Below are 15169 nucleotides of genomic sequence, written 5' to 3'. Positions count from 1 at the left end.
TTCTCTATTGTACGCACACGCAAGCATGACTATCTAAAAAATGAAGCCTGGATGCTGGGTTCATTGGTACCTACATGCCGCTTTGTGCGTGCGAATCTTCAGTGCCGAACCTCGATGACACGATAGCCCTTGGAGCTTGCGTATTTCGTAACTAAAAAATCGTCGCCGAGTTCTGTCGACAGCCATTTGATCAGCGAATCGCTGCCGAGGTTCTTCTGCACGACCAGATAAGCGTAGCCATTGGTGCTAAGCCGAGGGAGCCAGGCCATCAGCAGGGTATGCAGCTCGTCCTTGCCCACGCGGATGGGCGGGTTCGACCAGATGAGGTCGAAGGTCAGATTTGCCGGTATGTCTTCGGCTTTTGCCGCATGGATTCGTTTGCCGAGTCCCAGTTTTTCGGCGTTGGCCTTTGTCAGTTCCAGCGCTCGTTCGTTGACGTCCAGCGCCCAGATATCGGCTTTCGGCGATCCCAGCCCCATCGCCAACGCAATGGGCCCCCAGCCGCAGCCGATGTCGAGGAACGTGCCGGATTCGGGAGGTTGCGGTGCATGCCTCAGCAGAACGGAGGTCCCAAGATCAAGCCGGTGCCCCGAAAACACCCCGTTGGACACCTCGACGTCCACCTCGTGCCCGCGCAGCGAAACGTGCAGGTTCCGCCGTACGTCGCGCGACGAGGGTTGCGCGGAAAAATACTGCTCCGCCTTGCGTGCCTTGTTCGCGTGGCCACTTGCCTGCCTTGCTTGATTCGGCCGTGTCTTTTCGGTGCTGTTCTCGCCCATGCTGTCCTGTTCGTTCAATCACGTTCATGGCCCGTGCCATGTATCGATATCAGAGCCTCCATACTAGTTTCTGTGCCGGAACAGTGAACGTGGGTTCACCTCATCGAATATGCTGATAACAGAAAGATGGACAACTGACGAAAGGCTGATTTATTGGCGAATGATGATATGCGTGGCGACGCACAAGGCGAGGTGCTGCGCAAGCGGTCCGATATCCTTCAGGAACACAGCGACAGCCGTGCTCCGGGTGCCGAGGAATGGAGCGAGCGCGAGGCGCGCAATGAGCTCAAGCACGTCGTCGGTCTGGGCGAGATGCAGGACGAGACCGACGTCGAATACCGCAAGGTGCGCCTCGAACGCGTGGTCTTGGTGGGGGTGTGGTCGAACGTCGAGACCACCATCGAGCAGGCCGAGGAATCATTGCGTGAACTGGCGGCGCTCGCGCACACCGCCGGTGCCGTGGTCTGCGACGGTGTCTTGCAGCATCGTCTGAAGCCCGACGCTGCCACGTACGTCGGTCGCGGAAAAGCCAAAGAGATCGCTGGAATCGTGGCGCAAAACGAGGCCGATACCATCATCGTCGACGGCGACCTGGCCCCGAGCCAGCGCCGTGCGCTCGAGGATGCCACCAAAGTCAAGGTGGTCGACCGCACCGCCGTCATCCTCGACATCTTCGCCCAACATGCCACCAGCCGTGAGGGCAAGGCGCAGGTCGAGCTGGCACAGCTGGAATACATGCTCCCCAGACTCCGCGGCTGGGGCGGTTCGCTTTCCCGTCAGGCGGGCGGTCAGGCGGCCGGCGTCAACGGCGGCATCGGTTCCCGTGGCCCGGGCGAGACGCAGATCGAGATGGACCGCCGCGTCATCCGCACCCGTATCGCCCGTCTCAAAAAGCAGATTCGCGCCATGGCTCCCGCTCGCGCGGTCAAACGCGGCTCACGCCATCGCTACGGCCTGCCCACCGTGGCCGTGGTCGGCTATACCAACGCCGGCAAATCCTCGCTGGTCAACCGACTGACCAACTCCGGCGAGCTGGTCGGCAACGCGCTTTTCGCTACCCTCGACACGGCGGTTCGTCGCGCCAAAACCGAGGACGGACGGCTCTACGCCTACGTCGACACGGTTGGCTTCGTGCGCCGCCTGCCCACCCAACTGGTCGAGGCGTTCAAGTCCACCCTTGAGGAAATAGCCGAGGCCGACGTCATCCTCCACATCGTCGACGCGTCCACCACCGACCCGTTTGCGCAGATCGAAGCGGTCAACGACGTGCTTGCCGGCATCGACGGCGTCTCCGACATCCCGCGCATCCTCGCCTTCAACAAGGCCGATCAGGTCGATCAGGGCACGCTGGATCGTCTGCACAACATCCGCCCGGACGCGCTGATCGTTTCCGCGGCCAGCGAAAACGGCCTGAGCGACTTGCGCGCGAGAGTAGAAAAGGTGCTGCCGGTCCCGCAGGTCCACGTCGAGGCGCTGTTGCCGTATAGCGACAAGGCCGGTTCCTTGCTCTCTCGCGTGCGTGAGTATGGAAAGGTCGAGAAAGAGGATTATCGGGCCGATGGTGTTGCGCTTGAGGCCGACGTCGACTCGCGTTTGGCAGCTCAGGTGATGGATCAGGCGGTCGGTTAGTCGTTTCGGAAGCCGGTCTCTTTGTGAAGTGTCGGATCTGAATAAGAAATAATATAATAGATACAGAAACGGCGAATGCGACCGCCGTCGGATTTATGTATGCTACCTGATAAAATAACGGTAACCGCAAGGTTTCGCTAAGACGCCGATTCGGATTCGGTCGGGCGATTGCCAACGGTGCGAAGGCGGAATGATTCGTTCGTCTTGATTTTGCGCCCGTTCAGGTTTGCGGTTATCACAATGACGAGAAGCATGGCGCAGCTATACCGTTGCGTCGTGGTCTGCTCGCATGGCTGTGTGAAAAAGGGTTTGAATGAAGGGACGAGGAGAGGCGCAGCCGATTATCGTTCTTCTTAGAACATTCATGCGGAAAGAGGTTCAATCATATGTCCAATTCCATTAAACCAACCAAGCTTGCCATCATCGGGGCAGGGGCCGTCGGCTCCACGCTCGCCTTCGCCGCTGCCCAGCGCGGCGTAGCCCGGAATATCGTGCTCGAAGACATTAACAAGGACCGTGTCGAGGCCGAAGCCCTTGATATGCAGCACGGTTCCAGCTTCTATCCCTCCGTGACCATCTCCGGCAGCGACGACATCGAGATCTGCCGCGACGCCGATATGGTGGTCATCACCGCGGGTGCCCGCCAGAAGCCCGGCCAGACGAGGCTTGACCTCGCCGGCGCGACCATCAATATGATGAAGTCCATTGTTCCGGGAGTCATCAAAGTCGCCCCGAACGCCATCTACATGCTCATCACCAACCCGGTCGACATCGTCACCCATGTGATGCTCAAGCTTTCCGGCCTGCCGGCCAACCAGATCTTCGGTTCGGGCACCAACCTCGACACCGCCCGCCTGCGCTTCCTGATCGGACAGCAGACCGGCGTCAACGTCAAGAACGTCCATGCCTACATCGCCGGCGAGCACGGTGATTCCGAAGTGCCGCTGTGGGCCGAGGCCACCATCGGCGGCGTCTCCATGTGCGATTGGAAGGCGCTGCCGGGCCATGATCCGCTCGACGCCGCCAAACGCGAGGAGATCCATCAGGAAGTCAAGAACGCCGCCTACCGCATCATCAACGGCAAGGGCGCCACCAACTTCGCCATCGCCATGTCCGGCGTCGATATCATCGAATCCGTCCTGACCGATTCGAACCGCGTGCTGCCTGTGTCCTCGCTGCTGCAGGACTTCCACGGCATCTCGGACATCTGCATGTCGGTGCCGACCCTGGTCAACCGTTCCGGCGTCAATTCCCATATCAACACCCCGCTTTCCGACCACGAGCTTGAGCAATTGCGCTGTTCTGCGGAGACGCTGAAGGCGGCCGTGGCTAAGTTCGGTTTCTGATTTCCCGGTTGCCGGCGTAGGTGTTTCCCCGCCGGTTATGCCTGGTAAAAGCAAATGTCGTCCTGCTTTTTGGCAGGGCGACATTGTGGTTTTGCATCCTTTTGACGCGGCCGTTTTCTGAAACGTTGACAATGAGAAAGATTGTCGGTTTTAGTGTCAAGGAAAAACGAAATGCACAATATTGTGCGACCTGCTTGTTCTTCGGCTGTGAGCCGTAAAACCCAACTGAAGTATAGGTTTTGACGCGTATAGTGTCACGAGTAATGCGACGTGTGGCGCTTTGAAAGCGAATGCACGTCAAAAAAGACGAAGACGTAAAGGAATATGGGTTCCGGCTTTGACGACGGCAAGGATTGGGAGGCAGACAAAGTGATGACTTCGCAGGAGCGAGAGACCGGAGCGTTGAATGCGCAAGGGCAGATGCAGTCGGAAGGTCAGGGCAAGGCCAAGGAGCACCAGACCCGATTGATGGTGACATTGGGACTCACCTTGACGATTTTCGCAGTTGAGGTGGTCGGTGCGGTCATCACCGGCTCGCTGGCGCTTTTGGTGGATTGCGCCCACATGCTTACGGATGTGGCAGTGCTTACCGCTTCCACCATCACGGCCGTGCTGATGCGCAGGAAACCCAATAAGGAACGCACTTGGGGCTGGGCCAGGCTTGAGCCGATCACCGCAGGGCTGGGCGCGTTGATATTGATGGCCGTAGGTGTTTACGCCTTGGTCGAAGCGGTTCTGCGGCTCGCCGGATTCTCGCGCGACGAGGTGCAAAGCGTGGGTATGCTGCTGGGCTTCGGCGTTCTGGGCTTGGTGTTCAACGTGATTTCCGTGTTCGTGCTTTCCGGCCAGCACAAAGACAATATGAACATGCGTGCCGCATTCCTGGAAACCATGAACGACGCGCTGGGCTCGTTCACCGTCGTGATCTCCGCCATCGTCATCATGACCACCGGCTGGCATGGTTTCGATGCGCTCGCCGGTGCGGTCATCGCCCTGCTCATCGTGCCCAGGGCTTTCGTACTGATGAAGAACGCTGTGAAAGTACTGCTTGAAGAAACCCCTGAAGGCCTTGATCTCGACGAGGTGCGCAATCATATGAAAAGCGTTGACCACGTCATCGACGTCCACGACGTACATGCCTCGACCGTGGCGACCGGCATGCCGATCCTGACCGCACATGTCGTGGTGGAGCCGGGGCTTACGATGGAGCAGGGTGCCGATATCCTGCATCGTCTGCACACCTGCCTGACCGAGCATTTCTCGGTTTCGATTCCGCATACCACTTTCCAGTTGGAGCCTCTTGGCTTCAGCCAAGCGCAAAGCGAGGAGATTCATCGCTGAACGGGGTTCGGCCGGATTGTGGGGCATACGGTGAATCTGAATTTGGGTGTTGGAGGTTCCACGGTTTTGGTTGGATAACTCGGGCAGCTGGAGTCTCAATCAACACATTGGCATTGGAGCTTTCTCGGATTCCGGGACACGATTTTCGAAACAACGATGCCGGTACGCAGATTGACTGCAGCGCCGGCATCGTTCTAGACAAATAGTGGTTCAGATCTTGCGCAGAACCGTAACGACCTTGCCCATCACCTTGGCATACGTACCGTCAATGGGGGAGTAGGACGGGTTATGCGGCATCAGCCAGACATGGCCGTGGTCTTTCTGGAACGTCTTGACCGTGGCTTCACCGTCGAGCAATGCAGCCACGATATCGCCGTTTTCAGCGGTCTCCTGTTCGCGTACCACCACAAAATCGCCGTCGCAGATGGCGGCGTCGATCATCGAATCCCCATGGACCTCGAGCATGAAGAGATTGCCGTTGCCGGTGAGCCGTTCCGGTAATCTCATCACATCCTCGACGTGCTGTTCCGCCGTGATGGGTGTGCCGGCCGCGATGCGACCTACCAGCGGGATGTCATGCGACTGGGCGATGGCCTCGTCCGTTTCGTCCTGAGGGCTGAATGGAAGGACCGTAGAGGTGGGGTTGCTTTCGCCGATATTGGATTGTGGCTCCACCAATTCGATGGCACGTCCCTTGTTGGCGTTCATTCTGATATAGCCCTTGTCTTCAAGGACCTCGAGCTGGTGCTTGACCGATGAAGGGCTCTTCAGCCCTGCCTTTTCGCCTATCTCGCGGAAGGAAGGCGCGAAACCGTAACGGGAAACATGACTGCGCACGGCCTCCAATACCTTGCGCTGCCTGTCCGTCAACGGCTGGTTCGGCGCGGCCTTGGCGAAGTTGCCATGTGGTGAATGGATAGGTGGAAGCGTGCTCACGGTAATTCCTTTCGGCGTTTGACTTACAGCATAACCCATTTTCTCAAGAATTTCAAACAGATGTTCGATTCGGCCTTGCTTTTTTCGAACATCTGTGTCAATATAGAACAAACGTTCGTTAGTACAGATGTTCGAAGGAGTGCAGAAGATGAGTGTAAAAACCAGTGATTCCAAAGTTCGCAGCGCTTCCAATCGTCGCCGCCTCGCACGCAACAGGGTTGTTGCGGCGCTCGTGCTCGCCGTCGTCGCGTTCTTCGCGTGGCAGGCAGTTGCCCCGCATGTCGCGAATTCGGCCACCGGCGAGGCCAATGTTGTCAGCTATACGGTTCGTCCCGGCGATACCTTGTGGTCATACGCTCGGCAGATTACGCCGGAAAGCAAGAATGTGGGAGACACGGTTGCGCAAATCATGGATCTGAATCAGCTTGATTCGGCTCAATTGCAGCCGGGCCAGAGGATTGTGGTGCCTGACGAGTCTTGAATCTGTGGGTGAACGCTTCACTTTGTGCGATATGAACTGTTCGTAGAGATGGGAATACGACATGTCTGATTGCCATGGCCGGTTATTCACCATACCGAACAGGCGACTGTGCCGGAGGGCATCGAATCGTCTAGACACACCGTTTTCCCGGCCTCTGGATAGGGTGACAGTATGCATTGTCCCTTTTGCCAGAATAATGACACTAAAGTAGTTGATACGCGTATCAGCGAAGACGGTCATTCCATCAGACGCAGACGCGAATGCCCTGAGTGCGGGCGAAGATTCACAACGGTGGAGACAACGATGCTTCTGGTTACGAAGCGTTCTGGCAACTTGGAACCATTCGACCGTCAGAAAGTCATCGACGGAGTCCGTAAGGCGTGTCAGGGTAGGCCTATTGACGAAGATGCGCTGAAGCAGCTGGGGCAGCAGGTAGAAGAGGACCTGCGTAGTCAAGGATTGGCGCAAGTCAAGTCCGAAGACATCGGTAAGGCCATCCTGAAGCCGTTACGTGAGCTCGATGAAGTCGCTTACCTGCGTTTTGCCAGCGTATATCAGAACTTCAACGGACTGGCCGATTTCCAGAAGGCTATCGACGAGTTGAAACAGGATAAGGCTCTCAGTAAATAAGGCGTTGCATCGGGGTTTCTGCACGACGGAAGCGGTTGAAATGCAATGGTTTCGCTGGCTTTTGATTGTGGCTATATGTGCACTGATATCGGTAATGGAAAGTCTGCAATGGCAATTTGATTGTCGTCGGCGGTTTGTTCAGGCAAGCCACCGGCGACAATGGTTATATTTTCGGCACTCTAGATGTTGAGCAATCGTCTGTCGTTTTCGGTTTGGGCGATGACGAGACGTTGCGTCGGGCGGGTCATCGCCACATAAAGGTCGGAGGCGCCGGAGAGCCTTGACGGGGCGTCTTGGGCGATTTCGCCGGGTTGTACAAGAATCACAGCGTCGTACTCCAGACCTTTGATCATCTGTGTGTCGCAAACACTCAACGGTGCGTCGCTGGGCGATTCGTCGAAGTCGGGATTCGAGCCGGTTGCGTTGCCTGGACTGCTCGGAATATCGATTTCCATCAGTTTTGAAGCGAGCGTTTGACCCTTGAGTTCGGTCAACCGACGATAAAGGTCTTGGCGTATCGTGGTGCTCAGCGAGTCCGGAGCGATGATCGCCACGCGTCCGGTGCCGTCGTCGGCAATGAACTGCCTGACCAAATCCAGCGCCTCGTCGCCGATTGCCTCCAACAGCCTGTTGTCTGAGCCGTTTCCGTCTCCGATGTTCACGCGTTTGACCGAATCGGCCATGGTGCGTACGCCTTTGGTGGTCGAGACATACAGCCCTTCGTTTTGCGCGAAATGTGTCGCCAGCCTCGAGACTTCCTGTGGGTTGCGGTAGTTGATGGTCAGTTCCTTGAGGTCCCAACCCTTGGCTCCGAACAGGCGGTCCATGGTCTTTTCCCAGCGTCGGGTGCCACCCAAAGCCGAGGTCTGTGCCACGTCGCCCACGATGGTGAACGAGCGTGACGGGCAGCGGCGCATAAGCATCCGCCAGTCCATCGCCGTGAGCTCCTGGGCTTCGTCGATGACGATATGCCCGTATGTCCATTCGCGGTCGGCGCCGGCTTTCTGTGCCACGGCTTCGGCGTCCAGGCCGTTGATGTTGTCGACCAGCATGGATGAGGTCACGATGCCCGAGCCGATCCCGGCCTGCGCCAGCGTGTCGCGAGCGAACTGTTCTTCTTCCTCGCGTTTGGCTTTGGCAGCGGCAACGCGCGCCGAGACCTTCGGATCGGGGCCGAGCAGTTCCATGGCTTCGTCGAGAAGCGGGATGTCGGAAACGGTGAGCGGCGAATGCTTCGGACGTGTCAGCACCGCGATGTCGGCATCGGCGAGCCATGGGGCGAATCGACGCAGCTGCGCGGGTTTGGCGAACATCTGGTCGATCAGCCACGGCGCGTTCATCGGCAGCCAGGCGAGGTTCAGCGTTTTGCGAATCTCGTCATGCATTTTCAGCTGCATCGCCACGTCGGAGATTTCCGATTGCTCCGGCGTGTAATCAAGATTCTCGACGTACCGGTTGCGCATCGCGCTCAAAACGCTGCGCACAAAGGTCTGCCGCGCTTTGTTGTGGGGCGAACGGGTGCGTTTGGCATCTTCCAGCGCCTGCATCACATCGGACTTGCGCATGGGCACATTCATGCCGTTGATCCGAACTGTCGGCAGATTTTTCGGGACGCGTTGGCGTGCGGCGACGGCGTTGGCGACGGCATGGGCCATACGCGCCTCGCCCTTGAGCTGTGCGGCACGAGGCGTATCGAGTTTGCGGGCGTCGAAACCCGGAACCAGGTCGCCGATGGTGCGCGACACCACCCCGGTCTCGCCCAACGAGGGGAGCACCTGATTGATATAGCGCAGGAAAGCGGAGCTCGGCCCCACCACGAGCACCCCGGAACGTTCGAGCCTGCGACGATGGGTGTAGAGCAGATAGGCGGCACGGTGCAATGCGACCGCGGTCTTTCCGGTGCCCGGACCGCCCTGTACCACGACGGCACGGTCCATCGGCGCGCGAATGATGCGGTCCTGCTCGCCTTGGATGGTGGCCACGATATCGGTCATTTTGCCGGTGCGCTTGGAATTGAGGGAGGCGATCAACGCTCCCTCGCCGGTCAGTGTCCCTGCCTGTTCGGCCTGGCCGACCTGACCGGAGTTGACGTCAAGCACTTCGTCCTCGATGCCGACCACCTTGCGAAAATTCAATGTGATATGCCGGCGCATGACGATATCGCCATGATGCGAAGGCGTTGCCTCGTAGAACGGTCGGGCCGCCTCGGCCCTCCAATCGGTCAGGATCGGTTCGTGGCTGGCGCTGGAAAGCCCCATACGCCCGATGTAGCGTTTCTCTCCTTTGTCGCTGTCGATGCGGCCAAAGACCAACCTGTCTTCGACGCCGCGCAGCTGGGTGAGCCGGTCCTCATACATGGTGGCGAACGAGTCCCGTTCGGTGCGCATGGTGGGGGAGCCGTGGGCACCGGCGGCGCGGACTGTGTCGAGGCGTGAACGGGTCTGGCTTCTTAGCGAGTCCAACCGTTCGTACGCGCGATCCACCGCGTGCTGTTCCTCATCGATTTGCGAAGAGTAGCTCGACATGTATAGGCTCCCCTTTATCCGGCCGGTTTCAGTTGCGTTTGTTGCTTGGAAAACTCGAATTAACAAGTTTAGTCTGTGCTCCCTATTTCCTTGGGCCCGATTGTGCTCTTGGAAAATGACGTCTGCGCGACGGGATTGTCGTTGCTGCGCCCGGAGGATGGGTTGCCGTTGCTCTGGATGGTTGATTCGGGCGTTGGCTCTTGGTGGTGTCTCCATGCATCTGTCTCTAAATGATGGAAAACATTTTTTTTTGAGATAGGCAAGAATCAAAAATTTGACGTAAAACGGATTTTTTTGAAGAAAAAACAAGTTTTTTGCGTTTTTGTGGGGAAGAATGGTGATAAGTGGGGTAAAGTGGTGAACTAGTTGTAAGACTTAGCGATATTGCCGGCATGTAGTAAGAAGGAGGCGAGATGACGGGACAAGACAAAAACCCCATCATCGGCGGGTCGTCTCCTGATTCTTCGAAGCCCGTCTCCTCCCCCGGAGGTGTCGGCGCCGGTTGCCCGCCTGTCGATTCCGGTGATCTACCGATGCAGAAGGCGAGCGCAGCCAACGGCACCATGATGCCAGCTGCTCAGAGTGAGCCTTTGTTGCTCGGCACGTACACCCCGAAAATCGATCAAAAGGGACGTATGGCCTTACCGGCCAAAATGCGAGCGCAACTCGGTGCGGGCATGGTGATGGCCCGCGGCCAGGAAAAATGTGTCTACTTGTTGCCTCAGACCGAATTCCGGCGTATAGCGGCGCGTATCCAGCGTGCCTCGATGGGCAACAAGGCAACCAGAAGCTACCTGCGCGTCTTCCTGTCGGGCGCGGTCGAGGGCGAGCCGGACAAGCAGGGCCGCGTGCTGGTGCCGCAGAACTTACGTGCCTATGCAGGTCTGGGCGACGAGATCGTAGTGATCGGCGTCGGCACCCGCGCCGAAATCTGGAACAAGGAATCCTGGGACGCCTATCTGGCCGACCAAGAGGAAGGCTATTCCGACATAGCCGATGACGTATTGCCGGCGGTGGAGTGGTAATGACTGATTTGACAAACATCCATACCCCGGTTCTGCTCGACGATTGCGTCCGGCTGGTGGTACCTGCTCTCGACCACCCTGGCGCCGTCGTGGTCGATTGCACGCTTGGCCTGGCCGGTCATGCGACGGCGTTTTTGAAAGCCGCCCCGCAGGCCAGGCTTATCGGCATCGACCGTGATGAAGAAGCGTTGGGGATGGCGACGCTGCGCATGAAGGAAGAGGGCCTTGAGGACCGGTTCATCCCGGTTCACGCAGCATTCGATGAATTCGACGATGTGCTTGAAGAGCTCGGATTGAGGCGTGTGGACGCCGCTTTTATGGATCTGGGGCTTTCCAGTCTTCAGATCGACGAGACCGACCGCGGGTTCTCCTATTCCCACGACGCTCCTCTTGACATGCGTATGGATACCAGCCAGGGTTTCGATGCCGCGCAGATTCTGGCCGAATATCCCCAAGACGAGCTCGTCCGGATCTTCCGCGAGTATGGGCAGGAACGCTTCGCCAAACCGATTGCCCGCGCCATCGTTCGTCAGCGTGAGAAGGAACCTCTGAAGACCTCACGCCAACTCGATGAGTTGGTCGACCGCATCGTTCCCAAATCCCACCGTGCAAAGGGCAACCCCGCCAAGCGCGTCTTCCAGGCTTTGCGCATCGAAGTCAACGGCGAACTCGACAAGCTCGGCCGTACATTGCCGCAAATAGCCAACAGGCTGGCCCCCGGCGGCAGGCTGGTCGTCGAATCCTACCATTCGTTGGAGGACCGTACGGTCAAGACGTTCATGGCCCAGGGGCTTAACGTTGACGCTCCGGTCGATCTGCCGGTCGTTCCCGCAGACGCGCAGCCGTTCTTCAAAGAGCTGACCCGCGGTGCACTGAAGGCCGACCAGGCCGAAATCGAGCATAATCCGCGTTCCGCCCCCGTCCGGTTGCGAGGGGTGGAACTGACCCGGGAAATACCGGAGCGCTGGCGCATCAGGTTCGCTCAGGACTCCAAGGAAGATCCGGTACATACTCCTGACAGGCACGCTGCATTCGCGCGTGACTTGCGGCATGACCGGAACAAGCGCAGCCAAGGCACACGCAATCAAGGCAATCCAGGGGAAAGGAGGAGATGATGAGCGCGTCAACAGCCAGATCGATTCGTTCCCATGTCGCCCCAGCCGGACGTGACGATGACGGCCATACGGCATACGCCCGTCCGAGGCTTCAGGTTGTCGCCGGAGGCAAGGAGAAAAAGGAAAGCGAAAATACGGCTTTTCAGATTTTCAGCCGTATCAAAACCGTCTCGGTGGTTCATGTCATCATCTCTGTTCTTTTCCTTTTCGCCGCGTTGCTCGGTTCGCTGGCGTTGCGCACCCAAATGGTGCAGAATTCCTTTGAACAGGCCCAGGTACAGGCCAACATCAGCAAGCTCAACCAGGATGTCGAAGACGATCAGGCCAAGCTCGACAGCCTGCAGGCCAGTCTTCCAGACCGGGCCCAGAAAATGGGCATGGTGCCTCAGTCCGGTCCTTTGTCGATAGATCTTCAGGGCTACCAACCTACGGGTAAGGGTCAGTGATATGCGAACACATGCCAATAAAACCAAAGGCAAGCAATTCGTGCGGCGTTGCACCGTGATCGCTACGGTGCTTTCGCTCATATTCATTGTGTGCTTCGGCCAGTTGGCCAATCTTCAGTTGCTCAACGGCCGTGAGATGGCCGAGGCCGCCACGGCGGGACGTACATTGAAAGTGCCCGTCCACGGGATGCGCGGCAAAATACTTGATGCCAACGGGGCCGTTCTGGCGCAAAGCGTGGAGCGCTACACCATCATCGGAGATCCGAAGGCCGCACAGGAATACGACCCGATCTGCAGCACGCAGATCACCGACAACTGCACGATGCCCAAAAAACAGGGCGGCAAGACGATCGGAGTGGTCGGGGCTGCGCGTGTGGCACGGATGGTCGCGCCGGTACTGGGCATGGATGCCATGGAGCTGGGAGGCAAACTCGCCGGTTCCGGCCGTTATGTGGTATTGAAAAAGGACGTGGAACCCGCCGCCAAGCGCAAGCTCGACAAGCTCGGCCTCGGCGGCATCGTCTACGGCGAGCTTTCGCAGAACCGCGTCTATTCCGACGGTGCGCTGATGGGCGCTTTCCTCGGTGGAGTCGACGACAAGGTAAAGGGCGTCTCGGGCATGGAACGCGTCGAGGATGCGGCGCTTGCTGGCAGTGACGGGTTCAAGATCTACCAGCAGGGCAACAACGGCGTCGAAATCCCCGGTACCCTGACCGATTCCAAATCCGCCAGCAACGGCAGCGACGTGAAGCTGAGCCTCGATTCCGATGTCGACTGGTTCCTCAAGAAAGTGCTGACTGACGGCAAGAACCAGTACAAGGCCGAATGGGCCATCGCCTGCGTCGAGGACGTGCGCACCCACCAGATCATCGCCCTTGACGATTCCGATGACATCCAGGCCGGCAGCGACCAGGCCAAGCTCAGTGTTTCCCGCGCGGTTTCGGAGACCTTCGAGCCCGGTTCGATCGGCAAGACCTTCTCGATGGCGGGATTGATGCAGCACGGCATCCACCAGATGACCGATCATTTCCAGGTGCCCGACCGGCTTGACAAAAACGGCCAGATCTTCACCGATGTCTCCCCGCACCCCCTGAGCAATTGGACCTTGGCGGGCATCCTCCAGCAATCCTCGAACGTCGGCATGGTGATGTCGTCCAACGATTACAAGGACCAGGACCGTTACGACATGCTCACCAAATTCGGCATCGGCCAGCCTTCGGGGCTGAACCTGCCGGGGGAGTCTCGCGGAACCCTGACCAACCCCAACGCATGGGACAAGCGCACCCGCGACACCATACTGTTCGGACAGGGCTATGCCACCAATGTCATCCAGCTGACCAACGCCATCGCCGCCATCGCCGACGGGGGCATCTACCGCAAGCCTTCCGTCGTCGATTCCACGATCGACGCCGACGGGCATGTCACCAAACAGCCGATGGACGAAGGCACGCGCATCATGGACGCCAATGTGGACGCGCAGCTGATGAACGCGATGGAGTCCTCGGGCGAGGAATACGAGAAGACGACCGGGGTGACCGGCTACCGGGTTGCCGGCAAGTCGGGAACCGCGCAGGTGGCCGGCCCCAGCGGCGCCCTCGACAGCATCATCAGCGATTTCACCGGCATCCTTCCCGCCGACAACCCGCGCTTCGTGCTCACCGTGGTGATGCGCAACCCGCAAGGCGTATACGGTGGCCTCACCGCCGGAGCGCTCTTCAAGCAGATCGGTGAATTCCTTATGCAGAAGTACGAGGTCCCGACTTCCCAGCCCCGTAACAATGCTATTCCTGTGTCGTGGTGAGAATGGCAGCGAGCGCTGACAATCGTTTTAAACCGAGTTGGGCGGCGGAGGTTGTCGGCTATCCGAAGTTTCCTATGGGAAGGGTCGAAGCATGAGCGTGGTAAGCGAGTCGATTTCGCGGCGTGTGACCTTGGGCTATATCGCCAATCATTATGGTTTTCAACTCGAACCGAAGTTTTGCGATGGGGTCACGGTCACCTCGATTGCCGATAGTCTCGATTCGGTTCGACCCGGGGCCCTTTTCGTGCTGAAAAACGTTGATGACCCATCGTCGCTTTCCTTGGCTGCGGCACGTGGCGCGTACGCGCTCATGGTGCCGGCCTCGCTTGCCACGGCGGCGCAATCCGCAGGGGTTCCGGCCTTGCTTGCCGATCCCGACCCCGAAACCCTGGGAGCTTTGGCTTCCGACATCGCCGGAACTCCGGCCAATACCATGGCGGTATTCGTGGTGTGCGGCGACGACGACCAGGAGATTCAGGCCGATGTGGTGCGTCTGGCGGATTTCCTGCACATGCTCGGCAATCCTGTGGGCATCATCAGCGCCTCCGGTTCCAGCTCCTTGGAGCGTGAACTGGTAATGGATTACCCTTTGGCAATCCTCGACGTTCAGCATACGCTGGCCGTCTGTTCGGAAGACGGGGCGGCGGCGATGGTGATCTCCGCCGACAGCGAGACGTTGCGTCCTCAAGCCCTGCAAGGCGTCAATGTCGATGTGCTTGGGTCCATCGAACCATTGAATAAAGCCCAATCGGACGATATGCTCGAATCTGCCCGAAGCCGTTATGGCTTCAGCATCGACGAGCGCAAACGGCTGGTCACCTGCTCCGAGGAATCCGGTTGGCTGGTCGGGCAAACCGTGGTGACGGGCGGCTTGCAAGGTCAACGCAGGCTTTCCCTGGCCATTGCCATGGCGCTGGATGCGGGGGTGCGGCGCAGCAACATCCGCAATGCCCTTCGTGTCTCGAAGGAAATGCAATGATGGCTTTGCAGGCCGGGTTGCAGGTGGACTATGGTGTATGGGCCGATCGCGGAATACATTGCGGAAACATTGAAGAATACAACACAAAAGGTGGCTTGCGTTGAGTGCTAAGATGACGGGGACTTCGGAGAGCCGG

The 15169-nt window shown here is 58.5% G+C and carries 13 protein-coding genes; 10 read left to right on the top strand and 3 right to left on the bottom strand.

Translation table 11 applies throughout. The features are described from left to right. Nucleotides 1-98: 98 nt before the first annotated feature. On the bottom strand, nucleotides 99-779 hold the full coding sequence (locus tag OZX75_RS04730; protein WP_277145533.1) for a class I SAM-dependent methyltransferase: 681 nt from the start codon (nucleotides 777-779) through the stop codon (nucleotides 99-101). A 168-nt stretch (nucleotides 780-947) separates the two neighbouring features. Between OZX75_RS04730 and hflX the strand changes: the two genes are divergently transcribed. The 3 genes from hflX (at nucleotide 948) to OZX75_RS04715 (ending at nucleotide 5095) form a co-directional block, all read left to right on the top strand. After that, nucleotides 948-2408 carry a GTPase HflX gene (gene hflX, locus OZX75_RS04725; RefSeq protein WP_277147412.1) on the top strand — a complete coding sequence of 487 codons (1461 nt, stop codon included), beginning with the start codon at nucleotides 948-950 and terminating at the stop codon, nucleotides 2406-2408. A gap of 386 nt (nucleotides 2409-2794) precedes the next feature. After that, complete coding sequence (locus OZX75_RS04720; RefSeq protein WP_277145532.1) at nucleotides 2795-3754, top strand: L-lactate dehydrogenase; 960 nt, start codon at nucleotides 2795-2797, stop codon at nucleotides 3752-3754. Nucleotides 3755-4174: 420 nt separating this feature from the next. Beyond that, complete coding sequence (locus tag OZX75_RS04715; protein WP_277147410.1) at nucleotides 4175-5095, top strand: cation diffusion facilitator family transporter; 921 nt, start codon at nucleotides 4175-4177, stop codon at nucleotides 5093-5095. A gap of 210 nt (nucleotides 5096-5305) precedes the next feature. Here OZX75_RS04715 and lexA read toward each other — a convergent pair whose 3' ends face one another. Continuing rightward, entirely contained in the window at nucleotides 5306-6013 is a 708-nt protein-coding gene (lexA, locus tag OZX75_RS04710; protein WP_277147408.1) for a transcriptional repressor LexA, read from the bottom strand. 166 nt (nucleotides 6014-6179) lie between these two features. Here lexA and OZX75_RS04705 point away from each other — a divergent pair, with 166 nt between their 5' ends. Both OZX75_RS04705 and nrdR read left to right on the top strand, forming a co-directional pair. Further along, on the top strand, nucleotides 6180-6512 hold the full coding sequence (locus OZX75_RS04705) for a LysM peptidoglycan-binding domain-containing protein (protein ID WP_277145531.1): 333 nt from the start codon (nucleotides 6180-6182) through the stop codon (nucleotides 6510-6512). A gap of 171 nt (nucleotides 6513-6683) precedes the next feature. Further along, entirely contained in the window at nucleotides 6684-7142 is a 459-nt protein-coding gene (gene nrdR, locus OZX75_RS04700) for a transcriptional regulator NrdR (protein ID WP_277145530.1), read from the top strand. 179 nt (nucleotides 7143-7321) lie between these two features. Here nrdR and OZX75_RS04695 read toward each other — a convergent pair whose 3' ends face one another. Next, a complete protein-coding gene (locus tag OZX75_RS04695; RefSeq protein ID WP_277145529.1) occupies nucleotides 7322-9667 on the bottom strand; it encodes a HelD family protein in 2346 nt (781 codons plus the stop codon). 533 nt (nucleotides 9668-10200) lie between these two features. Here OZX75_RS04695 and mraZ point away from each other — a divergent pair. From mraZ to OZX75_RS04670, 5 genes are all read left to right on the top strand, one after another. Further along, on the top strand, nucleotides 10201-10692 hold the full coding sequence (gene mraZ / locus OZX75_RS04690) for a division/cell wall cluster transcriptional repressor MraZ (RefSeq protein ID WP_348519497.1): 492 nt from the start codon (nucleotides 10201-10203) through the stop codon (nucleotides 10690-10692). Then, nucleotides 10692-11807, top strand: a complete 1116-nt coding sequence (gene rsmH / locus OZX75_RS04685) for a 16S rRNA (cytosine(1402)-N(4))-methyltransferase RsmH (protein ID WP_277145528.1) — start codon at nucleotides 10692-10694, stop codon at nucleotides 11805-11807. Before mraZ ends, rsmH begins: the two co-directional genes overlap by 1 nt. Beyond that, nucleotides 11807-12253, top strand: coding sequence for a cell division protein FtsL (ftsL, locus tag OZX75_RS04680; RefSeq protein ID WP_277145527.1), 447 nt, complete (start codon nucleotides 11807-11809; stop codon nucleotides 12251-12253). Before rsmH ends, ftsL begins: the two co-directional genes overlap by 1 nt. A 1-nt stretch (nucleotide 12254) precedes the next feature. After that, nucleotides 12255-14054, top strand: a complete 1800-nt coding sequence (locus OZX75_RS04675; RefSeq protein WP_277145526.1) for a peptidoglycan D,D-transpeptidase FtsI family protein — start codon at nucleotides 12255-12257, stop codon at nucleotides 14052-14054. Between the two features lie 91 nt (nucleotides 14055-14145). Beyond that, entirely contained in the window at nucleotides 14146-15033 is an 888-nt protein-coding gene (locus OZX75_RS04670) for a UDP-N-acetylmuramyl peptide synthase (RefSeq protein ID WP_277145525.1), read from the top strand. Nucleotides 15034-15169: the final 136 nt, after the last annotated feature.

The sequence above is a fragment of the Bifidobacterium sp. ESL0800 genome, from assembly GCF_029395355.1.
In the GTDB taxonomy this organism is placed as follows: domain Bacteria; phylum Actinomycetota; class Actinomycetes; order Actinomycetales; family Bifidobacteriaceae; genus Bifidobacterium.
This window is presented reverse-complemented; position numbering and strand designations above follow the sequence as displayed.